Origin of the sequence: Pseudomonas paraversuta, from assembly GCF_904063065.1 — a bacterium.
Classification (GTDB): domain Bacteria; phylum Pseudomonadota; class Gammaproteobacteria; order Pseudomonadales; family Pseudomonadaceae; genus Aquipseudomonas; species Aquipseudomonas paraversuta.
The window spans coordinates 329,608-353,840 of the sequence record NZ_CAJFCL010000001.1; the positions used below are offsets into that span (position 1 = coordinate 329,608).

The window sequence follows — 24,233 nt, forward strand, 5'->3', positions numbered from 1 at the left end:
GCGAGCCGGTTAACCAGAAACCCAGGAGATCCCCATGGCGTTTAACATGAAAAACCGCAGCTTGCTCAGCCTGATGCATCACACTCCGCGTGAGCTGCACTTCCTGCTGGATCTGTCCCGCGATCTCAAGCGCGCCAAGTACACCGGTACCGAAGAGCCGCACCTGAAAGGCAAAAACATTGCCCTGATCTTCGAGAAAACCTCAACCCGCACCCGTTGCGCGTTTGAAGTGGCCGCCCATGACCAGGGTGCGCACGTGACCTACATTGATCCGGTTTCTTCGCAAATCGGTCACAAAGAAAGCATGAAAGACACCGCTCGGGTTCTGGGGCGCATGTTCGATGCCATCGAATACCGTGGTTTTGCCCAGGAAATCGTTGAAGAGCTGGCCAAGTACGCAGGCGTACCGGTATTCAACGGCCTGACCGCCGAGTTCCACCCGACGCAAATGATCGCTGACGCGCTGACCATGCGCGAACACAGTGACAAGCCGCTGCACAACATCAGCTACGCGTACCTGGGCGATGCCCGCAACAACATGGGTAACTCGCTGCTGATGATCGGCGCCAAGCTGGGCATGGACGTGCGCATCGGCGCGCCGAAAAGCCTGTGGCCAGAAGAGTCATTCGTGAAGCAGTGCCAGGAATTCGCCAAAGAAAGCGGCGCTAAAATCACCCTCACCGAAGACCCTAAAGCGGCGGTCAAAGGCGTGGACTTCATCCACACCGACGTATGGGTATCGATGGGCGAGCCCGTTGAAGCCTGGAACGAACGCATCAAGCTGTTGCTGCCGTATCAGGTCAATGCCGAGATGATCAAAGCGGCAGAAAACCCACGGGTGAAATTCATGCATTGCCTGCCCGCATTCCACAACTGCGAAACCAAAGTCGGCAAGGATGTGGCCGAGCACCATCCAAACCTGAAAAACGGTATTGAAGTGACCGAGGACGTGTTTGAGTCACCGGTGAACATTGCCTTTGAGCAAGCAGAAAACCGCATGCACACCATCAAGGCAATCCTGGTAGCAGCACTGGCTGACATCTAAGGCCCGCTGGTTTCGTGCGGCAGCCGGCTTGCCGGCGATGCCATCACCCCGGAGCAGGACGAATGACCGGGGCGTCTGCATCGCGAGCAAGCTCGGCTCCAGCGGGACTCGAGCCGCTCCCCGTTTTTTATAAGGACATTTTTATGCGTATCGTCGTAGCACTGGGCGGTAACGCCCTTTTGCGTCGCGGTCAGCCCATGACTGCAGAGAACCAGCGTGAAAACATCCGCACCGCTGCTCAGCAAATTGCCCTCATCGCCCCCGGTAACGAACTGGTGGTGGCCCACGGTAATGGCCCTCAAGTAGGCCTGCTGTCGCTGCAGGCGGCGTCTTACACTGCCGTCGACCCGTACCCGCTGGACGTGCTGGGCGCTGAAAGCGAAGGCATGATCGGTTACATGATTGAGCAAGAACTGGGCAACGTATTACCCAAGGAAACGCCGCTCGCCACCTTGCTGACCCAGGTTCAGGTCGACCCGAAAGACCCGGCGTTCCAGAACCCGACCAAACCGATCGGCCCGGTTTACAGCAAGGCCGAAGCTGAAAGCCTTGCTGCGGAAAAAGGCTGGAGCATCGCCCCGGACGGTGACAAGTTTCGTCGTGTAGTGGCCAGCCCGAAACCCATGCGCATTTTCGAAATCCGTCCGATCAAGTGGATGCTGGAAAAAGGCACCACCGTCATTTGTGCAGGCGGTGGCGGGATCCCGACCATGTATGGCGAGGACGGCAACCTCAAGGGCATCGAGGCCGTCATCGACAAGGACCTGTGCTCGTCGTTGCTGGCCCAGGAGCTGAAAAGTGACTTGCTGGTAATCGCCACTGACGTCGTCGCGGCCTTTATTGACTGGGGCAAGCCTTCGCAAAAAGCTATTGCCCAGGCGCACCCGGACGAGCTGGAAAAACTCGGCTTCGCCAATGGCTCCATGGGCCCTAAAGTCGAGGCAGCTTGCGAGTTTGCCCGCAAAACCGGCAAGACCGCCGTAATTGGCGCCCTGGCGGATATCGAAGCTATCGTTCAAGGGAAGGCGGGTACCCGGGTCAGTACTGAAAAGCCCGGCATCAGCTATTTTTGAACCTGGGGGCAGACCTGGCGGTCTGCCCTTTACCCCTCATACACTCAGGAGTTGCCCCTATGGCCTCGTTCGAACCCGGTCACCTGCATATCCATCGCGAACCGCTTCAGCCGGGTGACTTCGGGTATGACATCAAGATCGATTACCAGGTCGTTCAAGATCCCAGGGAAGGCAAGTCGATGCAGTTCGACATGCACGGCCGGATCAACCAGAACGAATTCAAGGAGTCGTTCACCCTGCCCAAGGATCAGTGGTTCGACTTCGCCAGAGTCGGCTTTAAAATTGCCGTGGATAACGGCATGCCCACCTCGGCCAACATACTGTCGATGCATAAGTATTACGACCTGATGTTCAAGGATGTCCGCCAGCAGCTGGACGTGCAGCTTGGCGACCCGGTCAAACCCGAACACCTCGAATAATGCGTGAACCCTGATCGCCGGCAGCCGGCTCCCACATCGTTCAAGTCAATTTGAAACCTTGTGGGAGCCGGCTTGCCGGCGATGCAACCAACGCCCCTTCGCCCTCCGATTTCACCAATCTCCCGCGCCAAGGCATACTGGCGGCCTCCGCTGGCCAGAAGTGTTCTTTGTTCCCATGCGTATCCACGTCAGTTTTATCGACCGCGTCGGCATCACCCAGGAAGTTCTGGCGTTGCTCGGCGGGCGGAACCTCAACCTGGATGCGGTGGAGATGGTCCCGCCCAACGTTTATATCGACGCTCCGACCCTGAGCCCGCAAGTGCTCGACGAGTTGCGCGAGGCACTGTTCAGCGTCAACGGGGTACAGGCCGTGACGGTGGTCGACATCCTTCCCGGACAACGCCGCCATCTGCAACTTGATGCGCTGCTCGCGGCCATGACCGACCCGGTACTGGCGCTGGACAGCGATGGCCACGTACTGCTGGCGAACCCGGCGCTGATTGCCCTGTACGGCCATGAACCCACCGGTGAAAGTATCGGCGAGCTGTTCAGTGACCCCGGCCTGCTCGATGTACTGCTGGAGCACGGCTTCCGCCTGCCCCTGCGCGAAGTGACGCTCAACGGCCACCCGCTGATGCTCGACGCCACCCCGATTACCGATGCCGGCGCCCTGCTGACCCTGTACCAGCCAAGCCGCATCGGTGAGCGCCTGGCCGCGCTGCACCACGATCACGCAGAAGGCTTTGACGCCCTGCTCGGTGAGTCACCCGCCATCCGCACCCTCAAGGCCCGGGCCCAGCGTGTAGCGGCCCTGGATGCGCCGTTACTGATCCAGGGCGAGACCGGTACCGGCAAGGAACTGGTGGCCCGTGCCTGCCATGCCATCAGCGACCGTTTTGGCGCCCCCTTTCTGGCCTTGAACTGTGCGGCGCTCCCCGAAAACCTGGCTGAAAGCGAACTCTTCGGCTATGCCCCCGGCGCCTTCACCGGCGCCCAGCGCGGAGGCAAACCAGGGCTGATGGAACTGGCCAACAATGGCACGGTGTTCCTCGACGAAATCGCTGAGATGTCGCCTTACCTGCAAGCCAAGCTGCTGCGCTTTCTGAATGACGGCAGCTTCCGCCGGGTAGGCGGCGAGCGCGAGGTCAAGGTCAATGTACGGATCCTCAGCGCCACCCACCGCAACCTCGAAAAGATGGTCAACGAGGGCACCTTTCGCGAAGACCTGTTCTATCGCCTGAACGTACTCAACATTGAAGTGCCGCCACTGCGCGAACGCGGCCAGGACATATTGTTGCTGGCACGCACTTTCATGCAGCAGGCCTGCACCCAGATCCAGCGCCCCGTTTGCCGCCTGGCGCCCGGCACCTATCCGGCGCTGCTGGGCAATCGCTGGCCCGGTAACGTGCGCCAATTGCAGAACGTGATCTTTCGTGCAGCTGCGATCTGCGAAAGCACCCTGGTCGACATTGGCGACCTGGACATCGCCGGTACCTCGGTTGCACGGCAAAGTGACGGCGAGGTGGAAACCCTGGAGCACGCAGTCGAAACCTTCGAGAAAGCATTGCTGGAAAAGTTGTACGTCAGCTATCCCTCGACCCGTCAGTTGGCCAGCCGCCTGCAAACCAGCCATACCGCCATTGCCCATCGCCTGCGCAAGTATGGTATCCCCGGCAAGGCCTGACCTGTAGCGCCGGCAAGCCGGCTATCACCAAGCCCCCCACCTGTCGTATCGAAATCATTCCACTGGATCGATTTCGATACACCCTGTCTATTCCACTGCTGTGCAAGGCCATGATCCTCATGGATTTTTTTTCTGCCCCAGCACTGTATCGATTTCGCTACAGCACAGTTTTCAATCTGCGCCGCTGAATCACTCAAGCCATTGATAAATAACGATATTTATAAACTGGCAACCATTTTGCAATGAACTCTCCCATAAGCTCGTTCCGAGCGAGCAATTACCCGTGACCACCAGACATGTCTGGCCCTGAGGAGTTTCCATGAGCGAATTGCGTTTTACTGAAGACCACGAATGGCTGCGCGCCGAAGCTGATGGCAGCGTGACTGTGGGAATTACCGCGTTTGCGCAAAACGCTCTGGGTGATGTGGTGTTTGTCCAACTGCCTGAATTGCAGTCCTACGACAAAGGCACCGAAGCCGCCACCGTTGAGTCGGTCAAGGCCGCCAGCGGCGTCTACATGCCCCTGGACGGTGAAGTGCTGGAAGTAAACCCGGCGCTCGAAGACAGCCCGGAACTGGTTAACGAAGATCCTCTGGGTCAAGGCTGGTTCTTCCGTTTCAAGCCTGCTGATGCGAATGCCGTCGAGCAATTGCTGGATCAAGATGCCTACGACCGCTTGATCAAAGCTCAAGACGACAACTGAGGAGCCTGTCATGACCATCAATCTCAGCACCGCCAATGAATTTATCGCGCGCCACATCGGCCCGCGTCAGGCCGATGAGCAAGCCATGCTCGCCACCCTCGGTTTTGATTCCCTTGAAGGCCTGAGCGCCAGCGTGATCCCGGAAAGCATCAAGGGCACCAGCGTTCTCAACATGCCGGCCGGGCAAAGCGAAGCCGACGCGCTGGCCTCGATCAAAGCCATCGCCGCCAAGAACCTGCTGTGCAAGACCTATATCGGCCAGGGCTATTACAACTGCCACACCCCTTCGCCGATCCTGCGCAACCTGCTGGAAAATCCGGCCTGGTATACCGCCTACACCCCGTACCAGCCAGAAATCTCCCAGGGCCGCCTCGAAGCCCTGCTCAACTATCAAACCCTGATCAGCGATCTCAGCGGCCTGCCGATTTCCAACGCATCGTTGCTCGATGAGGCCACCGCCGCCGCCGAGGCAATGACGTTCTGCAAGCGCCTGAGCAAGAACAAAACCAGCCGCAGCTTTTTTGCTTCCAGCCACTGCCACCCGCAAACCCTCGACGTGCTGCGCACCCGTGCCGAACCACTGGGCATTGAGGTGGTCGTGGCTGATGAGCGCGATCTGACTGACGTGTCGGCCTTCTTCGGTGCCCTGCTGCAATACCCGGCAAGCAACGGCGACGTGTTTGATTACCGCGACCTGGTTGAACGTTTTCATGCCGCCAATGCACTGGTGGCCGTAGCGGCTGATCTGCTGGCCCTGACCCTGTTGACACCGCCAGGCGAGTTTGGCGCCGACGTGGCCATCGGCAGCGCCCAGCGTTTTGGCGTACCACTGGGCTTCGGCGGCCCCCATGCGGCCTACTTCGCCACCCGCGATGTCTTCAAGCGCGACATGCCGGGGCGTCTGGTCGGTGTTTCGGTTGACCGTCACGGCAAACCGGCATTGCGCCTGGCCATGCAAACCCGCGAGCAACATATCCGCCGCGAGAAGGCCACCAGCAACATCTGCACCGCCCAGGTCCTGCTGGCCAACATCGCCAGCATGTACGCCGTGTACCACGGGCCCAAGGGCCTGAGCCAAATCGCCCGGCGCGTTCACCAACTGACGGCGATCCTGGCCAAAGGCCTGAGCGATCTGGGACTGAAGGTCGAGCAAACCGCCTTCTTCGACACCCTGACCCTGAACACCGGCAGCCACACCGACGCCCTGCATGCCAAGGCCCACGCCCAACGCATCAACCTGCGCCTGATCGATGGCCAGCGTCTGGGCCTGTCGCTGGACGAAACCAGCGGCCAGTCCGATGTTACTGCGCTGTGGGCGTTGCTGGCGGCGGACGGTCAGACCCTGCCTGACTTCGACGCACTGGCCGCGACAGTGACCGGCACCCTGCCGGCGGCACTGCTGCGCCAGTCGCCGATTCTCAGCCACCCGGTATTCAATCGCTACCATTCTGAAACCGAACTGATGCGCTATCTGCGTCGTCTGGCGGACAAGGACCTGGCCCTGGATCGCACCATGATCCCGCTGGGCTCGTGCACCATGAAGCTCAATGCCGCCAGCGAAATGATTCCGGTGACCTGGGCCGAGTTCGGCAACCTGCACCCCTTTGCACCCGCCGGGCAAAGCCTGGGCTACCAGCAATTGACCACCGAACTGGAGGCCATGCTGTGCGCTGCCACCGGTTACGACGCCATCTCGCTGCAACCGAACGCCGGTTCCCAGGGTGAATACGCCGGCCTGCTGGCCATTCGTGCCTATCACCAGAGCCGTGGTGAAGAGCGTCGCGATATCTGCCTGATCCCGTCCTCGGCCCACGGCACCAACCCGGCAACCGCCAACATGGCCGGGATGCGCGTGGTGGTGACGGCATGCGATGCACGGGGCAACGTAGACATCGAAGACCTGCGCGCCAAAGCCATCGAGCACCGCGAGCACCTGGCGGCCCTGATGATCACCTACCCCTCGACCCACGGTGTATTCGAGGAAGGCATCCGCGAAATCTGCGGCATCATTCATGACAACGGCGGCCAGGTGTACATCGACGGCGCCAACATGAACGCCATGGTCGGCCTGTGCGCACCGGGCAAGTTCGGCGGCGACGTGTCCCACCTCAACCTGCACAAAACCTTCTGCATCCCCCATGGCGGCGGCGGCCCGGGTGTCGGCCCGATCGGCGTCAAATCGCACCTCACGCCATTCCTGCCGGGTCACGGCACCATGGAACGCAAGGAAGGCGCGGTGTGCGCGGCACCGTTTGGCAGCGCGAGCATTTTGCCGATTACCTGGATGTATATCCGCATGATGGGCGGCGAAGGCCTCAAGCGTGCTTCGCAGCTGGCGATCCTCAATGCCAACTACATCGCCCGCCGTCTCGAAGAGCATTACCCGGTGCTGTACTCGGGCAGCAACGGTCTGGTGGCACACGAATGCATTCTTGACCTGCGCCCGCTCAAGGACAGCAGCGGCATCAGCGTCGACGACGTGGCCAAGCGCCTGATCGACTTCGGCTTCCATGCGCCGACCATGTCGTTCCCGGTGGCCGGCACGCTGATGATCGAGCCGACTGAGAGTGAATCCAAAGAAGAACTGGACCGTTTCTGCGAAGCCATGATCCGCATCCGCGAAGAAATTCGCGCGGTCGAAAACGGCAGCCTGGACAAGGAAGACAACCCGCTGAAAAACGCCCCGCACACCGCCGCTGAAATGGTCGGTGAATGGACCCACCCGTACAGCCGCGAACAGGCGGTGTATCCGGTGGCGTCCTTGATCGAAGGCAAATACTGGCCGCCGGTTGGCCGGGTCGACAACGTATTCGGTGACCGCAACCTGGTGTGTGCGTGCCCGTCCATCGAAAGCTACCAGGAGGCGTAACCCACCCATTCTTGCAGGAGCGAGCTGTTATGCAACGAGAAGCTCGCGCCTGCAGTGGATGATGTTTTTTGCCAATAAACCTATAAGAAACCGGAGAACCCCATGTCGTTAAGCGTGTTCGACCTGTTCAAGATTGGCATCGGCCCCTCCAGCTCCCATACCGTCGGCCCCATGCGCGCAGCCGCGCGTTTTGCCGAAGGTCTGCGCCGTGATGAACTGCTGCAAGACACAGCCTGCGTGAAAGTTGAACTCTATGGCTCCCTCGGCGCCACCGGTAAAGGCCACGGCAGCGACAAGGCCGTGCTGCTGGGGCTTGAAGGCGAGCATCCGGATACCGTAAACACCGAAACCGTAGCCGAACGTCTGGCCACCATTCGCAGCAGCGGGCGTTTGAACCTGCTGGGCGAACACCCCATCGATTTCAACGAAAAGTCGCATCTGGCGATGATTCGAAAACCCCTGCCCTATCACCCCAATGGCATGATTTTCCGGGCGCTGGATGGCGCCGGGATTCAGATCCGCAGCCGCGAGTATTACTCGGTGGGCGGCGGCTTTGTGGTGGATGAAGGCGCGGCAGGCGCTGATCGCATCGTCGAAGACAGCACCCCCTTGAAATACCCGTTCAAGACTGCCAAAGACTTGCTGCGCCATTGCGTCACCCACGATCTGTCGATCAGCCAGGTGATGATGGCCAATGAAAGCGCCTGGCGCCCTGAAGCACAAACCCGCAGCGGCTTGCTGAATATCTGGCAAGTGATGCAGGACTGCGTGAGTGCGGGCTGTCGTAACGAAGGTATTTTGCCGGGCGGCCTGAAGGTCAAGCGACGGGCGGCAGCGCTGCACCGTCAGTTGTGCGCCAACCCCGAGGCCGCGCTGCGCGATGCGCTGTCAGTGCTGGACTGGGTGAATCTGTACGCCCTGGCCGTCAATGAAGAAAACGCCAACGGCGGCCGGGTGGTCACAGCGCCCACCAATGGTGCGGCGGGGATTATTCCGGCGGTTCTGCATTACTACATGCGTTTTATTGGCGGGGCCAATGAGGACGGCGTGGTGCGCTTCATGCTGACTGCCGCCGCCATCGGCATTTTGTACAAGGAAAATGCCTCGATCTCGGGCGCCGAAGTGGGCTGCCAGGGCGAAGTGGGCGTGGCCTGCTCCATGGCCGCCGGCGCGTTGTGTGAAGTGCTGGGCGGCAGCGTTCAGCAAGTCGAAAACGCCGCCGAAATCGGCATGGAGCACAACCTTGGCCTGACCTGCGACCCCATTGGCGGACTGGTACAGGTGCCCTGCATCGAGCGCAATGCCATGGGTTCGGTCAAGGCCATCAATGCCGTGCGGATGGCCCTGCGCGGCGACGGCCAGCATTTTGTCTCACTGGACAAGGTAATCCGCACCATGCGCCAGACCGGCGCCGACATGAAAAGCAAATACAAAGAGACTGCCCGCGGCGGTCTGGCCGTCAACATTATTGAGTGCTGATTTTCAAGGAGTGACCAATGTCCACCGAACAACTGCTTAAAACCCCGCTGCACGCACTGCACCTTGAACTCGGGGCCCGTATGGTGCCGTTCGCCGGTTATGACATGCCGGTGCAATACCCGTTGGGTGTAATGAAAGAACATCAACATACCCGTGAACATGCCGGGTTGTTCGATGTGTCGCACATGGGGCAAATTCTGCTGAGCGGCGCTGATGCGGCCAGGGCCCTGGAAACCATGGTCCCGGTAGACATCATTGACCTGCCGGTTGGCATGCAGCGCTATGCCATGTTCACCAATGAACAAGGTGGCATCCTGGATGACCTGATGGTTGCCAATCTGGGCAATGACCAGCTGTTTCTCGTGGTCAACGCCGCCTGCAAGGACCAGGACCTGGCGCATCTGCGCAAACACCTGGGCAAGTACTGCGACATCCAGCCGCTGTTTGAAGAACGCGCCCTGCTCGCCCTGCAAGGTCCGGCAGCGGTTACCGTGCTGCAAGGTCTGGCTCCCGAAGTGGCAAGCATGACCTTTATGCAATTTGCCCCGGTCACCCTGCTGGGAACTGAATGCTACGTCAGTCGTTCGGGCTACACCGGGGAAGACGGTTTTGAGATTTCGGTCCCCGCTCAACACGCAGAGGCACTGGCGCGCCACCTGCTGGCCGATCCGCAAGTGCAAGCCATCGGCCTTGGCGCCCGTGATTCGCTGCGACTGGAGGCCGGCCTGTGCCTGTACGGGCATGACATGAACGACAGCACCACGCCGGTTGAAGCCAGCCTGCTCTGGGCGATCTCGAAAAATCGGCGCGCCGAGGGTTCCCGGGCCGGCGGTTTTCCGGGTGCAGACATCATTTTTGCCCAGCAGCAAAACGGCGTAGCGCGCAAGCGTGTGGGCCTGCTGCCCCAGGAGCGCACACCCGTGCGTGAAGGCGCTGAAATCGTTGACGCTGAAGGCACTGTCATCGGCAATGTATGCAGCGGTGGTTTTGGGCCGACTTTGGGTGCCCCTCTGGCCATGGGTTATCTGGATACAGCCTTTACTGCGCTGGACTCAGAGGTGTGGGCAATCGTGCGCGGCAAACCTGTACCGCTGAAAGTTTCGAAGTTGCCATTTGTTCCACAACGTTATTATCGCGGGTGAGCTAAAGCTTAATTAGTGCAGTTGCATGTTCACGCTCCATGGGTGTCATGCAACCGCCACCAAATGGTGCAAACTTTCGATAACGAAAACACATGTTTCTACATGAGCGCAATCGAACATCCGCATGATCAACAGCCTTGTAAAACTGCATTAACAACCTGAAAAAACGGGCTTGGCGCGGCCTGCCAAAGGGGCTTGTTTTTTCATTTCCGGTTTCGTAAAGTTTGCTCACTGTGTTTGCATGGGTCGCTGGAATCGTGACCTGGGCAGTAGCTCTATGTTTGCTACAACCCGTTCTGCGTCTCTTACTTTCCTGCAACCCAGCACCAGTCCTCTTACACAACTAAGAGGCTGTCATTAATTGTTAGCGTCAAGGAATTAAGAAATGTCCCAACGTCAGAGCGGTACCGTTAAGTGGTTTAACGACGAGAAAGGTTTTGGTTTCATTACCCCGGAAAGCGGTCCGGACCTGTTTGTGCACTTCCGTGCCATTCAGGGTAATGGCTTCAAAAGCCTGAAAGAAGGCCAGAAAGTGACCTTCATCGCAGTTCAGGGCCAAAAAGGCCTGCAGGCTGATGAAGTGCAAGCAGAAGGCTAAGCTTTCTCGCGTTGAAAAGCCTCTGATGGTGACATCAGAGGCTTTTTTGTTGGCGTAATTCCGTAAGATGGCGCTTTTCCTTCACGAGACCCTGCCATGTCGAAACAACCGCTTAGCCCGCAAGGCGACTTTCCCGCCGTTGGCCTGGGGCGCCGCCTGGCAGCTATGTTCTATGACTTTTTGCTGTGCACGGCCCTGCTGATCGTCACTACGTTCATCTACAAACTGATCATGATGAGCTTTATCGGCGAAGCCAAAATGCGGGCGTTGTCCGAGTCGGGCGCTCTGGATGGCGACCCGCTGCTTTCCACCATTTTGTTTTTTGTCCTGTTCGGTTTCTTTGCCAAGTTCTGGACCCACTCAGGGCAAACCCTGGGCATGCAGGTCTGGGGCATACGCGTACAGAATGCCGATGGCAGCGCGATCAGCCTGTGGCAGGCCCTGCTGCGATTTATCGTCTCTATCGGCTCCTGGCTGTGCCTGGGGCTGGGGTTTATCTGGTCGCTATTCGACAAGCACAAACGTACCTGGCACGACATGTACTCCAGCAGTCAGCTGGTACGCATTCCCAAGCCAAAGAAATAAAAAAAACCCGTATCTCGCGATACGGGTTTTTTATTAGCAGTGACTTCAGAACTGCAGGAGCAACATGCTCGCTCCTGCAATTCACATCAGGTTATTCAGCCAACTTGAAGGTAATGAAGCTGGCACGACCCTGACGCAGAACCCGCATCGATACCGAACGGTTCTTCGGCAATGCCTTGGCAATATCAGTGAACTGCTTGGCATTGGTAATTGCCTGATTGTTCAGATGAGTAATCACGTCGCCAGGTTGCAGGCCGATCAGGGCAGCCGGGCCGTCCTGTACGTCTTTGATGATCACGCCACCTTTGATGTCATTGGCTTTCTGCTGCTCTTCGGTCAGATCCGCCACGGACACGCCCAGACGATTGCTGCTGAGTTCTGCACCTGCTGCAGGAGCCATTTCTTTCCCTTCATCGGGAATAGCACCCACCGTCAGATCCAGGGTTTTGCGCTTGCCGTCACGAACCACTTCAAGGGTCGCCTTGCTGCCGGCCTTGAGCGCGCCAACCAGGTGCGGCAGGTCTGCGGACATCACGATCGGCTGACCATTCATGCTCAGGATCACGTCACCCACTTGCAGGCCGCCTTTGGCAGCAGGACCATCATCGAGCACCTGAGCCACCAGCGCACCGGCCGGTTTATCCAGGCCAAACGACTCGGCCAGGTCTTTGTTGACCTCTTGAATCACCACACCCAACCAGCCACGGCTTACCTTGCCGCCTGCCTTGAGCTGATTGGCAACATCCATCGCCACATCGATAGGAATGGCGAAGGACACGCCCATGAAGCCGCCGGAACGGGTATAGATCTGCGAGTTGATGCCCACCACTTCGCCCGTCAGGTTGAACAACGGGCCACCCGAGTTACCCGGGTTGATCGGCACGTCAGTCTGGATGAACGGCACGTAGCTTTCATTGGGCAGGCTGCGACCGATAGCGCTGATGATGCCCTGGGTCACAGTGTGGTCAAACCCGAACGGCGAACCGATGGCAACCACCCACTGACCGGCCTTGAGGTCCTGGGATTTACCCAGTTTCAAAACAGGCAGGTTTTTGCCCTCGATTTTCAGCAATGCGACGTCGGAACGGGGATCAGTTCCGACCAGCTTGGCTTTCATTTCGCTGCGGTCAGACAGGCGCACAACGATTTCATCAGCATCCGCCACCACATGGTTGTTGGTCAGAATGTAGCCATCCGGCGAAATGATGAAACCCGAGCCCAGGGACTGGGCCTCACGCTGACGGCCACCCTGGCCACCACTGCCTGGGGGCAGGCTGCGTTCGAAGAAGTCGCGCAGGCCGGGCGGCAAACCTTCGAGGTCAGGCATTTGGCCCATGCTCGATACTTTGCGCTCCGGCAGCTTTTGTGTGGTGCTGATATTCACCACAGCCGGTGAGGCTTGCTCGACCAGCTGCGTGAAATCAGGTAACTGCGCTTCAGCAAGAGCCGGCACTGCCTGCCCGAGCATCAGCACGGCTGCAAAAATGGGTAAGTAAGATTTCAATCGAGGCATTGATTTACAGCTCCCGTTAATAGCAAGCAGAGTTAAGCGACAGGCACCAAAAAACTAAAGCCAGCATAGACCCTTTTTTTTGGCCCCGGAAAACAAACAAGGCCAGAGCCTTGCGGGCCCTGACCTGTACGAAAAGATAAAAGGTACGGTAAAACTGAATGCTCACCCATCATGTTCGAGCACCGCTATGGCTTGCCCTGGGGCGCAGGATCGCTCTGACCGGCACGCATCGAGAGTGCGATGCGCTCTGCGGTACCCATCGGAATTTCACCCACAACAGTGGCCATCATGTTCCCCTGCGGGGTGGTGAGATGCCTTGACACCGCAACGGTCGGGCCCAGCTGCAACCGCGTATCGGGTACAGCGTTACCCTTCAGTGGCTCAAGAAACACGGAGAAGCGCGTCAAACCATCGTCATACAAGAGGCTGGTAACTTCAGACTTGGTCTTGGGATCCAGGCGCACTGTACTGCTGATCTGTTCAAAACCCGGCGGCAACCAGTCGGAATGCCAGACATGCGAAGTTTTGACTAAAGGTGGCTCAGCATCAGCCGCAACAACGGGACGGCATTTACCAGTGGGCTTGAGTTCACTGTCATCCGGGGGCGTAGTATCGATACTGGTGAACTGGAAACGCTCAAGTAACTGCCCTTTATCATTGAGTAACAACGATTTCAGCGCTAAACCGGTTTCGTTATCCAGATACAGTTCAACCCCGTAACGATGTTGATCGCGAGGGGTGAAAGCAATTACTGATACCGGTCTTCCAGCGACCCGAGAGTCGCCAACTTTTGCAACCGAATACCAGTCATCAATTCTCTTGGTATCGAGCTGACGCGCCGTAGCTGCAGGAATATCCCCGAGACCGGAGATAAACTTGCCAGTGACGCACTCGGTATGTCCATCTGCACGAACAACCTCTTGCGCAGCACCGTCCAACTGCATCAGTCGTTCACGAACGGAGCCGTCCTGCACTCGGTGCCAGATGCCATGGGTAGAAAAACTACCATTGCGTTCGTAGACGAAAGTGCCCTTGTAGCTTTGTTGTTGCTCGGCTTGCCCAAGACGTTTGAGCCAGTCCCGGGCTTCATCTGCCTGGGCCGGAAGAACAAACAGGCCCGTCAGCAGAAGAGGTAACAGAGGTAGGACGCGCATGATGGTCCTTAGCGATTTTCCAGGCTGGCAGCACGAGCATAAGGCAGAGGGCTTTCAGTCCCCTTCATCGCCGCTTGCTGGGCATGCTGGCGCAGATAACCTGGCAAACGCTGATCTTGCCATCCTGGCTGACCTTGCAGAACGCCGTTAGCCATGGGACCGGTGGCCTGATCGGAGCTCTCGCTGTAGTTTGCCAGTACCGCCGGGCCTTTAACCATCGGAGCGCTCAGGCTCTGCTGGCTGTTTTGCTGGGCCAGCTGGGCACCTACGATGTCATCCTGGTTGTACAGTCTTACGCCCGCCAATACGGCAACGGTGACCGAAGCAGCGACGGCCAGACGGCCAATGCTGCGCCACGGACCACGTACGACTTTGGCAGGGGCCTGCTCTTCAGCCAACGCGGCCGAAACGGCAGATGCGATATCCAGACGCGGAATCAACAGGTCTTTGTGCATCACAGCACGCGCCACCTGATAACGGGACCAGGTCTCACGTGTTTGTGTATCGTCAAAGGCATTCAACACCCGACGCAATTCCAGTTCGTCCGCTTCGTTATCCATCACCGCGGACAGCGATTCCTGCAGGGCTTCACGACTCATGGCGGTTCCTCTCTTGGCTATCGCCGCTGTCTCAGTTTTCCTGCAACAACGGCTGCAGGGCTTTATCGATGGCTTCCCGAGCGCGGAAAATCCGGGAGCGCACGGTACCCACCGGACATTGCATGACGCTCGCAATGTCTTCGTAACTCAGACCATCAAACTCACGTAAAGTTAACGCCGTACGCAAATCTTCTGGTAATTGCTGAATGGTGCGGTGAACCGTGCCCTCAATCTCGTCACGGAGCAAAGCGCGCTCCGGCGACTCAAGATCCTTGAGACCGTGATCACCATCATAAAATTCAGCGTCTTCAGAACTCACATCACTATCAGGGGGACGTCGACCGCGAGACACCAGATAGTTTTTCGCCGTATTGATGGCAATACGATACAGCCACGTATAAAAGGCACTGTCACCGCGAAAATTACCGAGTGCCCGATAAGCCTTGATAAAAGCTTCTTGAGCGACGTCCTGGGCTTCATGGGTGTCGTGCACAAAACGCACGATCAACCCGAGAATTTTGTGTTGATACTTCAACACGAGCAGATCGAAAGCTCGCTTGTCGCCACGCTGTACGCGCTCGACCAGCTGCTGATCCTCTTCCTGGGTTAGCATGAACACTCCTCATAAGACCGGGAGGAAGATTGCTTTGCTAATTGATCAGGCTTGCAAACATAGACTCGGCTTTTACGCAAAAGTTCTCTCCCCCCTGGCAAGTTTCCTGCGCACTCTGATTTGGCACGCACGAAAACGCAGCTCGGGTCAGCCCGGCTGCGTCGATAATCTTGTCGCCAAATTCAGCAACTGAAGTCAGACCATAACCCCAGCTGCACATTTGACGCTGTTCTCCCACATGAAGGGCAACCCTCTATGGAACCCTGGCCCGCAGGAAAAGTTCAAAATCCCATACGAAATCAAGCCATACGGGACCGGGCAACAGGCCAATGCCGGGCAGCCCCGAGCGCTTGCCGATTAATTGTGCAAATCGACATGCAGCCCCCGCAAGTCTGAGGCACACTCCCTGCCCGCGGTACTTTCCCAAAGCCACAAAAGCCCGGCTATTGTGCCGATCCCCCCCTCTATATACTAGAGGGCGCTTTTATTGCGGATTCAGAAGAATGAGCCAACATTTTCAACATGATGTGCTGGTGATTGGCAGCGGCGCTGCCGGTTTGAGCCTGGCCCTTACTCTGCCGGGCCATATGCGCATTGCAGTTCTCAGCAAAGGCGATCTGGCCAATGGCTCGACGTTCTGGGCACAGGGTGGCGTGGCCGCAGTTCTTGATGACACCGACACCGTACAGTCCCACGTCGAAGACACCCTCAATGCCGGGGGTGGCTTGTGCCATGAAGACGCGGTGCGGTTTACCGTAGAGCACAGCCGCGAAGCCATCCAGTGGCTAATCGACCAGGGCGTACCCTTCACCCGTGATGAAGACGCAGACCCCGAACAGCCGGGCTTTGAGTTCCACCTCACCCGCGAAGGCGGGCACAGCCACCGGCGAATTATCCATGCCGCTGACGCTACCGGCGCCGCCATTTTCAAAACCCTGCTCGAGCAGGCCCGCCAACGGCCCAATATTGAATTGCTGGAACAGCGGGTTGCCGTCGATCTGATTACCGAGCGCCGGCTTGGCCTGGATGGCGATCGCTGCCTGGGTGCCTATGTGCTCAACCGCGCCACCGGAGAGGTCGAGACCTTCGGCTCACGCTTCACTATTCTGGCCACGGGCGGCGCCGCCAAGGTCTACCTCTATACCAGCAACCCCGACGGCGCCTGCGGTGATGGCATTGCCATGGCCTGGCGCTCCGGGTGTCGCGTGGCGAATCTGGAGTTCAACCAGTTCCACCCCACATGCCTGTATCACCCCCAGGCCAAAAGCTTTCTGATAACCGAAGCTTTGCGCGGCGAAGGCGCACACCTCAAGCTGCCTGACGGCGAGCGCTTCATGCATCGCTTCGATCCGCGCGGGGAACTGGCACCACGAGATATCGTCGCCCGTGCTATCGACCACGAGATGAAGCGCCTGGGCATCGATTGCGTCTATCTCGATATCAGCCACCAGTCCGATACCTTTATCAAAAGCCACTTCCCGACCGTCTATGAGCGCTGTCTGGAGTTCTCCATCGATATCACCAAGCAGGCGATCCCGGTGGTCCCGGCGGCGCATTACACCTGCGGCGGGGTAATGGTGGACGAGCATGGGCATACCGATGTGCCGGGCCTGTATGCCATTGGTGAAACCAGCTTCACCGGCCTGCATGGTGCCAACCGCATGGCCAGCAACTCGTTGCTGGAATGTTTTGTGTATGCCAAGTCGGCAGCGGCCGACATCCTCTCCCAGCTGCCACAGGTAGCGACGCCTGTGGCCCTGCCGGACTGGGATGCCAGCCAGGTCACGGACTCGGATGAAGATGTGATCATTGCCCACAACTGGGATGAGTTGCGGCGCTTTATGTGGGACTACGTAGGCATAGTGCGCACCAACAAGCGCCTGCAACGGGCACAACACCGCGTGCGCCTGCTGCTGGACGAAATTGACGAGTTCTACAGTAATTACAAAGTCAGCCGCGACCTGATCGAGCTGAGAAATCTGGCGCAAGTGGCCGAGCTGATGATCCGCAGCGCCATGGCGAGAAAGGAGTCACGGGGCCTGCATTACACCCTCGACTATCCGCACATGCTGCCCGAAGCCCTGGACACTATTCTGGTGCCAACCACCTACGTCGACTGAACTTCAGGCGCACGCGCAAACGCCGGTGCTGATCCGGCGCCAGCGCGTCGCGGGGTATGCACAACGTGCGCACCCGACGCTCGCCGCGCAGGCTGAAACGCACAATCACCACACTTGGCAGCGCCAGACTGTCACGGCGCAACTGCACGGCCTGCCAGCCCCTGGCCCGGTTCCATAGCTGCCAGCCATCGGCAGTGCGGCGCAATCCGCGAAAGGCCGTGGCGTGGGTCAGCCGAATGTGCCGCCCCCACAGCCAGATGCCATGGGCCAGGCACAGAAAAGCACCGGACACACGTGCCCAGACAGGTATCGAGAGAAGGAAAATTGAGATCAGCGCCAGCATCTGGGCTGCGAGACAGGCCGCCAGCAATTGCCCTGAGGCCTGCCAGCGGCACTCGAAATAATTACTTGGGCTGGACACGATCCAGGATCATGCGAACCATGCGCTGCAGTTCCGGGTCTTCGGACTCTGCGCGCTCCATGAACCAGCCGAACATGTCCTGGTCTTCACACTCGAGCAGCTTGCGATAGCATTCGCGATCGACATCATTCAGGGTGGCGTACACTTCCTTGACGAAAGGCACCAGCAACACGTCAAGTTCAAGCATGCCGCGACGGCTGTGCCAGTAGAGACGATTGAGTTCAACATCTTCGACCATGGAGCGCTCCTCAAATAGAGCGCAAGTATACAGGCCGATCCGCCATAGAACAGTCGGCTTTGGTCGCCCGGCATTGAACTACCCATTTACAGGGCGCACCTCTATGATGTGTCCCAGACTTTATTACCTGCGAAGACCCATGGCCGACTCTGCTTTTTTCTGCACCCTGTCCCACGAAGGCGTTCTCGCCGTCATCGGCAATGACGCCAGCAAGTTCCTGCAGGGACAGCTGACCTGCAACCTCAACTATTTGAGCGAGACGCGCTCGAGCCTGGGTGCGCGCTGCACACAAAAAGGCCGGATGCAGTCCAGCTTCCGCATCCTCCTTGAACCTGAAGGCTGCCTGCTGGCGATGGCCCGCGAACTGGTCGAGCCACAGTTGGCAGACCTGAAAAAATACGCCGTGTTCTCCAAGTCGAAACTGACCGACGACAGCGCCAGCTGGGTACGCTTTGGCCTGAACCAGGCCGATGCAGTGTTGCAAAGCCTGGGCCTCGACCTGCCAGCCGAGACCGACAGCGTAGCCAGAGCCAATGGCCTGATCGCCATTCGCGTGTCCCCGGGCCGGGCTGAACTATGGACCGCGGCCGACCAGGCCGACAGCCTTTTACAGCAATTGAAAGCGCAACTGGTAGAAGCCGACCTCGATCAATGGATCCTGGGTCAGATCCGCGCCGGTATCGGCCAGGTCATGCCCCAGACCCGCGAACTGTTCATTCCGCAGATGCTCAACCTGCAGGCGGTGGGAGCAGTCAGCTTCAAAAAAGGCTGCTACACCGGCCAGGAAATCGTCGCGCGCATGCAGTATCTGGGCAAGCTCAAACGCCGCCTCTACCGCCTGCATCTGGAAGCCGGCGAATTACCCGAGCCTGGAACGCCTCTGTTTACTCCTGCGAATACCGGTAGCGTGGGTGAAGTGGTGATTGCAGCCCATGCAGAAAACGGCATTGAGCTGCTGTGTGTTCTGACTGCCGATGCCGTTGAAGCAGGCGAAATCCATGTAGGTGATGCACAGGGCCCCACCCTTTCGCTGCTTGATTTGCCGTACCAGCTAGACCGCGATCGTGAGATCCAGCGCTAATTGCCACTAGAGAACAGAAATGAGCACGCTGGCACACAAAGTCCAGATGGACTTGATTAAGGCCATAGATAAAGATGACCTGGTTTTGCCCACGCTACCGGAAGTGGCGCTGAACATCCGCAAGGCAGCAGAAAACCCTGAAATCAGCGTCAGTCATCTGAGTAAAGTCATAGGTCGCGACACCGCCCTGTCGGCGCGACTGATCAAGGTCGTCAACAGCCCGCTGCTACGAGCACTCTACGAAGTCACCGACCTGCACACCGCCATCACCCGCCTGGGCGTCAACTACAGCAGTAACCTGGCTATCGGACTGGTGATGGAGCAGATCTTTCATGCCCGTTCGCAAGTGGTCGAAAACAAAATGCGCGACGTCTGGCGCCAAAGCCTGGAGGTCGCCGGGATTTGCTACACCTTGTGTCGTCGATACACCTCGCTCAAGCCTGATCAGGCAGCACTCGGGGGGCTGGTCCATCAAATTGGCGTGCTGCCGATCCTGACCTACGCCGAAGACCACAATGAACTGCTGTTCGATCCGGTATCGCTGAATCACGTGATCGAAAGCATTCATCCGCGCATTGGCGACAAGCTGCTGACGGTCTGGGAATTCCCGGAAATGTTGCTGAAACTGCCCGGTCAGTACCAGGACTTCACCCGCGATTCCAAAACCATCGACTACATCGACCTGGTACAAATCGCGACCCTGTTCTGCTCGCAAGGCAGCAACGCAGTTCCGGGGCTTGAGCTGAGCACCCTGCCGGCCTTCAAAAAACTGGGGGTGGATGCCGACGATCAAAGGTTCCAGGACGATCTGAACGCTGCCCGCGGGATGTTTATCTGAAGCCGGATCGCACCTGTAGTCGCTGCCGCAGGCTGCGGCAGCGACTACGAGGTTTGCGTCCGCCTGTCGGCCAGCACAAAACTCACCCGCACTTTCAACCCGCCCTGCTCACCGTCGTGCAGGCTGATCGGTGCCAGGTGCGCCCGACAAATCTCACCGACAATCGCCAGCCCGAGCCCCGAACCTGCCACCTGGTGGTTACGCCGATAAAAGCGTTCAAAAACCCGCTCGCGGTCCTCAAAGGGGATGCCCGGCCCGTCGTCCTCAACCTCAAGCACGGCATGGGGCGTCACCCGCAGAATCACATTGCCGCCCTGTGGAGTGTGGGCCAATGCGTTATCCACCAGATTGCTTAACAACTCACTCAACAAGGTGGGCTCCCCGCGCATCCACACTGGCTGGTCGGCCTCAAGCGCCAGGGCCACGCCCCGGGCATGTGCGAGCGGCGCCATGGCCATTCCCAGCTCCCGGGCCAACTGGCTGAGATCGAGCAACTGCGCACCGCCTTCGGCAATGGCCCGTGCCCCGTTTTCAATCCGCGCCAGCGACAACAACTGATTCGCCAACAGGGTCAAACGGTCGGTGTCATCGGCAGCCTGTTCAAGGGTGTTGCGCCAGGTGGGCGGCTCATTCGCCCGCAAACCCAGCTCAAGCCGGGCCTTGAGCACCGCCAGTGGGGTACGCAACTCATGGGCGGCGTCGGCGATAAATTGCGCCTGGCGCTCAAACTGCCCGCGCAAACGCTCGGTGAAGTGATTGAGCGCCTGCACCAATGGCCGCAACTCGCGCTGGACCGACACCAGCGGCAATGGCCGCAAGTCATCGGGCTGGCGCTCCTCGACGGCGGTGCGCAAGCGCTCGAGCGGTCGCAGTGCGGCGCTTACCGCAAACCACACGACGATCAAGGCTCCCAGCCCCAGCATGCCCAGGCGCAATAGCGTATCGGCCATCAGGCTGCGCGCCATGGACACCCGCGCCTCGTCGGTTTCAGCAACGCGGATTTCCGCCATGCCATTCATGTTGGGCTCGCTAACCGCCTTGAGCAGACTCACCACCCGCACGTTCTGCCCCAGATACTGGCCGTTATAAAACCGCGCCAGGGCCGGGTAATCATCGGTACGGGGGGTACCGGGTGGCGGAGCCGGTAACTGTTCATAACCGGAAATCAGCCGCTGATGAATATCGTTGACCTGGTAGTAGATACGTCCGGCGCTATCGTAGGCAAAGGTGTCGAGCGCTACATAGGGTACATCGGCACTCAAACTGCCATCGCGCTGTGACAGCCCGGCAGCAATAGTGCGCGCCGACGCCAGCAAGGTCCGGTCATAGGCGGTGTCGGCAGCTTCACGGCCGTTGAAGTAAGCACTAAAGCCACTGGCCAGCATCAATACCACCAACAGCAGCGAGAGGTTCCACAGCAGGCGCCCGCGCAGGCTGTCGAATTTAAACATCGCGGCCTTCCAGCAAGTACCCCAGACCCCTGAAGGTCACAATGGCTACTGCCTGGCCGTCGAGTTTTTTACGCAGGCGGTGAATATAGATTTCGATAGCGTCAGAACTGGCTTCCTCATCCAGGCCAAATACCTGGGCTGCCAGTTGCTCCTTGCTCATGACTCTGCCGGGCCTTGCGATCAGCGCCTCAAGCACCGCTTGCTCGCGGGAGGTGAGAATCAGCAGTTCATCGCCAAGGGTGAAGCGCCGGGTGCCCAGGTCGTACACCAGAGATCCGCACCGCTGCTGGCGCTCCCCGCCCAGTACAGTGCGCCGCAGCAGGGCTTTGACCCTGGCCTCCAGCTCAGTCAGTTCGAAGGGTTTGGCCAGATAATCGTCAGCCCCCAGATTGAGCCCGTGAACCCGGTCCCTGACATCGCTGCGGGCAGTCAGCATCAATACCGGCAAGGTCTTGCCCCGGCTGCGCAAACGCGCCAGCACCTCAAAACCGTCCATGCGCGGCAATCCCACATCCAGGATCGCCACTGCATATTCCTCGCTGCTCAAGGCCAGGTCGGCAGCCACACCGTCGTGCAGCACATCCACGGTCAGACCAGTGCTTTTCAAGGCCTGGGCAACACTCTCGGCCAGCTGCAGCTGATCTTCGACCAAAAGTACACGCATCGGGTTTACCTCATTATTTTTGTGCAGGCCGGGGCCTTTCTTTGCGCGGAGTGTACAGACGGCAGAAATACTGTGAAGTGCGAAAACCGGGAAAGAGCAATGAAAGACAACTGAAAGGTTCGCGAAAGGTTGGCTGATTAGGATCCGGAAACGGACAGTTACAACTGTCATCGCGTTACGCCCTGAAAAACGCCTCGAAGCGTTTTCGCCAATAAGAACAATAATGGAGCACCCTGCATGCTGACTCTTCAGCCCAAGGCCCGCCGCCTTTCTGTTTCCCCCCTGTTGGCTCGACACTCCCGCTCCCTTGCGAAAGACTTTTTGTCGCCTCCCTGTTTTGCGCAATAAAGCTGATGCACGGCGCCAGCCCGGCACGGGCGTTTCCCGCCGCCACCGGCTTTCAGCGAACAATTGCTGCCCCCTAAAAACAAAAACTCCTTTGGAGACACCATGAATCTATCACTGCGCACCGTAGCTCTTGCCGCCGGCTGCATGCTCTTCGCCGGCCAACTGCTGGCAGAACCGAAACGCCCGGAATGCATCGCCCCGGCCTCGCCTGGCGGTGGTTTCGACCTCACGTGCAAGCTGGCCCAAAGTGCACTGGTTAACGAAAAACTGCTCAGCAAGCCGATGCGCGTGACCTACATGCCCGGCGGAGTGGGCGCCGTTGCCTACAACGCCGTGGTCGCCCAGCGTCCCGCCGATGCCGGCACCCTGGTGGCCTGGTCCAGCGGTTCATTGCTGAACCTGGCGCAAGGCAAGTTCGGTCGCTTCGATGAAAATGCCGTGCGCTGGCTCGCCGCCGTGGGTACCAGCTATGGGGCGATTGCGGTGAAAAATGATTCGCCCTACAAGAACCTCGATGATCTGGTTCAGGCACTGAAGAAAGATCCAGGCAAAGTGGTCATCGGCTCCGGCGGAACCGTGGGCAGCCAGGACTGGATGCAAACAGCCTTGATCGCCAAGGCGGCAGGAATCAATCCGCGGGACTTGCGCTACGTTGCCCTTGAGGGTGGCGGTGAAATCGCAACCGCGCTGCTGGGTGGTCACATTCAGGTAGGCAGTACCGATATTTCCGACTCCATGCCGCACATCCAGAGCGGTGATATGCGCCTGCTCGCCGTATTCGCCAATGAACGCCTGGATGAGCCCGAAATGAAAAACATCCCGACCGCCAAAGAACAGGGCTACGACATCGTCTGGCCTGTGGTTCGCGGTTTTTACCTGGGTCCAAAAGTCAGCGATGAAGACTACGCGTGGTGGAAAGACGCGTTCGACAAGCTGCTGGCTTCCGAAGAATTCGCCAAGCTGCGTGATCAGCGCGAGCTCTTCCCCTTCGCCATGACCGGGCCGGAGCTGGACACCTATGTGAAAAAACAGGTGGCTGACTACAAAACCCTGGCCCAGGAATTCGGCCTCATCCAGTAACCGCCGCTGACCGCTGGCTGTGCCCCTGAATACCGGGGCACATCCCAGGAGTGAACCATGTTCATACAACGAATTTTTGCCTCGGTCCTGCTCGTCGTCTGCGCCGGTCTGGCGATCATGGCCTGGCCGTATCAGGCTGCTTTTTCCTACGAGCCCGTAGGTCCTCGCGCCTTCCCCTTGCTCATGCTCGCCTTGATGGCACTGGGTCTGATCTACATGATTTTTCGCCCCTCACCTGTGGTGCATAGCGAAGAAGACCCGCAGCTGGATCGCCAGACGCTGACCAAGATCGGACTGTGTGTCCTGCTGTTACTTGTCTTCGCCGGCACCTTCGAACCCCTGGGTTTTATCCTCAGCAGCGCGCTGGTCGGCATCCCGATGGCACGTTTGTATGGCGGCCGCTGGTTGCCCGGCATCCTGATCATCAGCTTGATGAGCGTCGGCCTTTATCTGCTGTTCGATAAAGCCATGGACGTACCGCTGCCGCTTGGCCTGCTCGACGTTCTGGAGAACTGA

At 58.7% G+C, this 24,233-nt stretch carries 23 protein-coding genes; 15 read left to right on the plus strand and 8 right to left on the minus strand.

From position 1 onward, the window contains the following. Positions 1-34 precede the first annotated feature (34 nt). The 10 genes from JQ845_RS01520 (at position 35) to JQ845_RS01565 (ending at position 11,597) form a co-directional block, all read left to right on the plus strand. Positions 35-1,045: an ornithine carbamoyltransferase gene (locus JQ845_RS01520; RefSeq protein WP_003440656.1), complete on the plus strand. Its 1,011-nt coding sequence runs from the start codon at positions 35-37 to the stop codon at positions 1,043-1,045. A gap of 143 nt (positions 1,046-1,188) precedes the next feature. Continuing rightward, positions 1,189-2,118, plus strand: coding sequence for a carbamate kinase (arcC, locus tag JQ845_RS01525; RefSeq protein WP_003440653.1), 930 nt, complete (start codon positions 1,189-1,191; stop codon positions 2,116-2,118). Positions 2,119-2,177: 59 nt separating this feature from the next. Then, positions 2,178-2,537, plus strand: a complete 360-nt coding sequence (locus JQ845_RS01530; protein WP_127195986.1) for a DUF5064 family protein — start codon at positions 2,178-2,180, stop codon at positions 2,535-2,537. A gap of 175 nt (positions 2,538-2,712) precedes the next feature. After that, positions 2,713-4,221 (plus strand): sigma-54-dependent transcriptional regulator, encoded by a 1,509-nt coding sequence (locus JQ845_RS01535; RefSeq protein WP_003440647.1) that lies wholly within the window; start codon positions 2,713-2,715, stop codon positions 4,219-4,221. A gap of 319 nt (positions 4,222-4,540) precedes the next feature. Further along, on the plus strand, positions 4,541-4,924 hold the full coding sequence (gcvH, locus tag JQ845_RS01540) for a glycine cleavage system protein GcvH (protein WP_003440638.1): 384 nt from the start codon (positions 4,541-4,543) through the stop codon (positions 4,922-4,924). A 10-nt stretch (positions 4,925-4,934) separates the two neighbouring features. Beyond that, positions 4,935-7,793: an aminomethyl-transferring glycine dehydrogenase gene (gcvP, locus tag JQ845_RS01545; RefSeq protein WP_003440635.1), complete on the plus strand. Its 2,859-nt coding sequence runs from the start codon at positions 4,935-4,937 to the stop codon at positions 7,791-7,793. A gap of 102 nt (positions 7,794-7,895) precedes the next feature. Then, a complete protein-coding gene (locus JQ845_RS01550) occupies positions 7,896-9,272 on the plus strand; it encodes an L-serine ammonia-lyase (RefSeq protein WP_003440631.1) in 1,377 nt (458 codons plus the stop codon). 17 nt (positions 9,273-9,289) lie between these two features. Further along, positions 9,290-10,414: a glycine cleavage system aminomethyltransferase GcvT gene (gcvT, locus tag JQ845_RS01555; RefSeq protein ID WP_203008028.1), complete on the plus strand. Its 1,125-nt coding sequence runs from the start codon at positions 9,290-9,292 to the stop codon at positions 10,412-10,414. Positions 10,415-10,799: 385 nt separating this feature from the next. Continuing rightward, complete coding sequence (locus tag JQ845_RS01560; protein WP_003440624.1) at positions 10,800-11,012, plus strand: cold-shock protein; 213 nt, start codon at positions 10,800-10,802, stop codon at positions 11,010-11,012. A 96-nt stretch (positions 11,013-11,108) separates the two neighbouring features. Further along, positions 11,109-11,597, plus strand: coding sequence for an RDD family protein (locus JQ845_RS01565; RefSeq protein WP_003440621.1), 489 nt, complete (start codon positions 11,109-11,111; stop codon positions 11,595-11,597). Positions 11,598-11,688: 91 nt separating this feature from the next. On the opposite strand, the gene JQ845_RS01570 is transcribed toward JQ845_RS01565, so the two are convergent. The 4 genes from JQ845_RS01570 to rpoE form a co-directional block, all read right to left on the minus strand. Beyond that, positions 11,689-13,110, minus strand: a complete 1,422-nt coding sequence (locus JQ845_RS01570; RefSeq protein WP_003440619.1) for a DegQ family serine endoprotease — start codon at positions 13,108-13,110, stop codon at positions 11,689-11,691. A gap of 185 nt (positions 13,111-13,295) precedes the next feature. Continuing rightward, on the minus strand, positions 13,296-14,264 hold the full coding sequence (locus tag JQ845_RS01575; protein ID WP_003440616.1) for a MucB/RseB C-terminal domain-containing protein: 969 nt from the start codon (positions 14,262-14,264) through the stop codon (positions 13,296-13,298). A gap of 8 nt (positions 14,265-14,272) precedes the next feature. Continuing rightward, positions 14,273-14,863, minus strand: a complete 591-nt coding sequence (locus JQ845_RS01580; RefSeq protein WP_003440613.1) for a sigma-E factor negative regulatory protein — start codon at positions 14,861-14,863, stop codon at positions 14,273-14,275. A 31-nt stretch (positions 14,864-14,894) separates the two neighbouring features. Beyond that, positions 14,895-15,476: an RNA polymerase sigma factor RpoE gene (rpoE, locus tag JQ845_RS01585; RefSeq protein WP_003172477.1), complete on the minus strand. Its 582-nt coding sequence runs from the start codon at positions 15,474-15,476 to the stop codon at positions 14,895-14,897. 503 nt (positions 15,477-15,979) lie between these two features. On the opposite strand from rpoE, the gene nadB reads away from it, so the two are divergent. Continuing rightward, a complete protein-coding gene (gene nadB / locus JQ845_RS01590) occupies positions 15,980-17,596 on the plus strand; it encodes an L-aspartate oxidase (protein WP_003440603.1) in 1,617 nt (538 codons plus the stop codon). Here nadB and JQ845_RS01595 read toward each other — a convergent pair. Together JQ845_RS01595 and JQ845_RS01600 are read right to left on the minus strand one after the other, a co-directional pair. Then, positions 17,565-18,017, minus strand: coding sequence for a protein YgfX (locus JQ845_RS01595; protein WP_003440600.1), 453 nt, complete (start codon positions 18,015-18,017; stop codon positions 17,565-17,567). The genes nadB and JQ845_RS01595 overlap by 32 nt on opposite strands. Further along, a complete protein-coding gene (locus JQ845_RS01600) occupies positions 18,001-18,255 on the minus strand; it encodes an FAD assembly factor SdhE (protein ID WP_003440597.1) in 255 nt (84 codons plus the stop codon). The genes JQ845_RS01595 and JQ845_RS01600 overlap by 17 nt, the downstream gene beginning before the upstream one ends. Positions 18,256-18,394: 139 nt before the next feature. On the opposite strand from JQ845_RS01600, the gene ygfZ reads away from it, so the two are divergent. Together ygfZ and JQ845_RS01610 are read left to right on the plus strand one after the other, a co-directional pair. Continuing rightward, the gene (gene ygfZ, locus JQ845_RS01605; RefSeq protein WP_010655940.1) at positions 18,395-19,336 is read left to right on the plus strand and encodes a CAF17-like 4Fe-4S cluster assembly/insertion protein YgfZ; all 942 of its coding nucleotides are present in this window, start codon (positions 18,395-18,397) and stop codon (positions 19,334-19,336) included. A 19-nt stretch (positions 19,337-19,355) separates the two neighbouring features. Then, on the plus strand, positions 19,356-20,174 hold the full coding sequence (locus JQ845_RS01610) for an HDOD domain-containing protein (protein ID WP_003440591.1): 819 nt from the start codon (positions 19,356-19,358) through the stop codon (positions 20,172-20,174). Positions 20,175-20,218: 44 nt separating this feature from the next. On the opposite strand, the gene JQ845_RS01615 is transcribed toward JQ845_RS01610, so the two are convergent. Together JQ845_RS01615 and JQ845_RS01620 are read right to left on the minus strand one after the other, a co-directional pair. After that, complete coding sequence (locus tag JQ845_RS01615; protein WP_127195992.1) at positions 20,219-21,625, minus strand: sensor histidine kinase; 1,407 nt, start codon at positions 21,623-21,625, stop codon at positions 20,219-20,221. Beyond that, on the minus strand, positions 21,618-22,289 hold the full coding sequence (locus JQ845_RS01620; RefSeq protein ID WP_003440586.1) for a response regulator: 672 nt from the start codon (positions 22,287-22,289) through the stop codon (positions 21,618-21,620). Before JQ845_RS01620 ends, JQ845_RS01615 begins: the two co-directional genes overlap by 8 nt. Before the next feature lie 450 nt (positions 22,290-22,739). Here JQ845_RS01620 and JQ845_RS01625 point away from each other — a divergent pair, with 450 nt between their 5' ends. Continuing rightward, positions 22,740-23,717 (plus strand): Bug family tripartite tricarboxylate transporter substrate binding protein, encoded by a 978-nt coding sequence (locus JQ845_RS01625; RefSeq protein WP_160628318.1) that lies wholly within the window; start codon positions 22,740-22,742, stop codon positions 23,715-23,717. 57 nt (positions 23,718-23,774) lie between these two features. Continuing rightward, positions 23,775-24,233, plus strand: coding sequence for a tripartite tricarboxylate transporter TctB family protein (locus JQ845_RS01630; RefSeq protein ID WP_203008030.1), 459 nt, complete (start codon positions 23,775-23,777; stop codon positions 24,231-24,233).

What these genes read in the sequence shown, in the direction of transcription:
- JQ845_RS01575 (WP_003440616.1), bottom strand. Translation starts at nt 14,264, where the DNA reads ATGCGCGTCCTACCTCTGTTACCTCTTCTGCTGACGGGCCTGTTTGTT.
- JQ845_RS01520 (WP_003440656.1), top strand. Translation starts at nt 35, where the DNA reads ATGGCGTTTAACATGAAAAACCGCAGCTTGCTCAGCCTGATGCATCAC.
- JQ845_RS01530 (WP_127195986.1), top strand. Translation starts at nt 2,178, where the DNA reads ATGGCCTCGTTCGAACCCGGTCACCTGCATATCCATCGCGAACCGCTT.
- JQ845_RS01625 (WP_160628318.1), top strand. Translation starts at nt 22,740, where the DNA reads ATGAATCTATCACTGCGCACCGTAGCTCTTGCCGCCGGCTGCATGCTC.
- JQ845_RS01580 (WP_003440613.1), bottom strand. Translation starts at nt 14,863, where the DNA reads ATGAGTCGTGAAGCCCTGCAGGAATCGCTGTCCGCGGTGATGGATAAC.
- gcvP (WP_003440635.1), top strand. Translation starts at nt 4,935, where the DNA reads ATGACCATCAATCTCAGCACCGCCAATGAATTTATCGCGCGCCACATC.
- gcvH (WP_003440638.1), top strand. Translation starts at nt 4,541, where the DNA reads ATGAGCGAATTGCGTTTTACTGAAGACCACGAATGGCTGCGCGCCGAA.
- JQ845_RS01600 (WP_003440597.1), bottom strand. Translation starts at nt 18,255, where the DNA reads ATGGTCGAAGATGTTGAACTCAATCGTCTCTACTGGCACAGCCGTCGC.
- JQ845_RS01550 (WP_003440631.1), top strand. Translation starts at nt 7,896, where the DNA reads ATGTCGTTAAGCGTGTTCGACCTGTTCAAGATTGGCATCGGCCCCTCC.
- JQ845_RS01610 (WP_003440591.1), top strand. Translation starts at nt 19,356, where the DNA reads ATGAGCACGCTGGCACACAAAGTCCAGATGGACTTGATTAAGGCCATA.
- arcC (WP_003440653.1), top strand. Translation starts at nt 1,189, where the DNA reads ATGCGTATCGTCGTAGCACTGGGCGGTAACGCCCTTTTGCGTCGCGGT.
- JQ845_RS01630 (WP_203008030.1), top strand. Translation starts at nt 23,775, where the DNA reads ATGTTCATACAACGAATTTTTGCCTCGGTCCTGCTCGTCGTCTGCGCC.
- JQ845_RS01615 (WP_127195992.1), bottom strand. Translation starts at nt 21,625, where the DNA reads ATGTTTAAATTCGACAGCCTGCGCGGGCGCCTGCTGTGGAACCTCTCG.
- ygfZ (WP_010655940.1), top strand. Translation starts at nt 18,395, where the DNA reads ATGGCCGACTCTGCTTTTTTCTGCACCCTGTCCCACGAAGGCGTTCTC.
- JQ845_RS01535 (WP_003440647.1), top strand. Translation starts at nt 2,713, where the DNA reads ATGCGTATCCACGTCAGTTTTATCGACCGCGTCGGCATCACCCAGGAA.
- nadB (WP_003440603.1), top strand. Translation starts at nt 15,980, where the DNA reads ATGAGCCAACATTTTCAACATGATGTGCTGGTGATTGGCAGCGGCGCT.
- JQ845_RS01565 (WP_003440621.1), top strand. Translation starts at nt 11,109, where the DNA reads ATGTCGAAACAACCGCTTAGCCCGCAAGGCGACTTTCCCGCCGTTGGC.
- JQ845_RS01570 (WP_003440619.1), bottom strand. Translation starts at nt 13,110, where the DNA reads ATGCCTCGATTGAAATCTTACTTACCCATTTTTGCAGCCGTGCTGATG.
- JQ845_RS01620 (WP_003440586.1), bottom strand. Translation starts at nt 22,289, where the DNA reads ATGCGTGTACTTTTGGTCGAAGATCAGCTGCAGCTGGCCGAGAGTGTT.
- gcvT (WP_203008028.1), top strand. Translation starts at nt 9,290, where the DNA reads ATGTCCACCGAACAACTGCTTAAAACCCCGCTGCACGCACTGCACCTT.
- rpoE (WP_003172477.1), bottom strand. Translation starts at nt 15,476, where the DNA reads ATGCTAACCCAGGAAGAGGATCAGCAGCTGGTCGAGCGCGTACAGCGT.
- JQ845_RS01560 (WP_003440624.1), top strand. Translation starts at nt 10,800, where the DNA reads ATGTCCCAACGTCAGAGCGGTACCGTTAAGTGGTTTAACGACGAGAAA.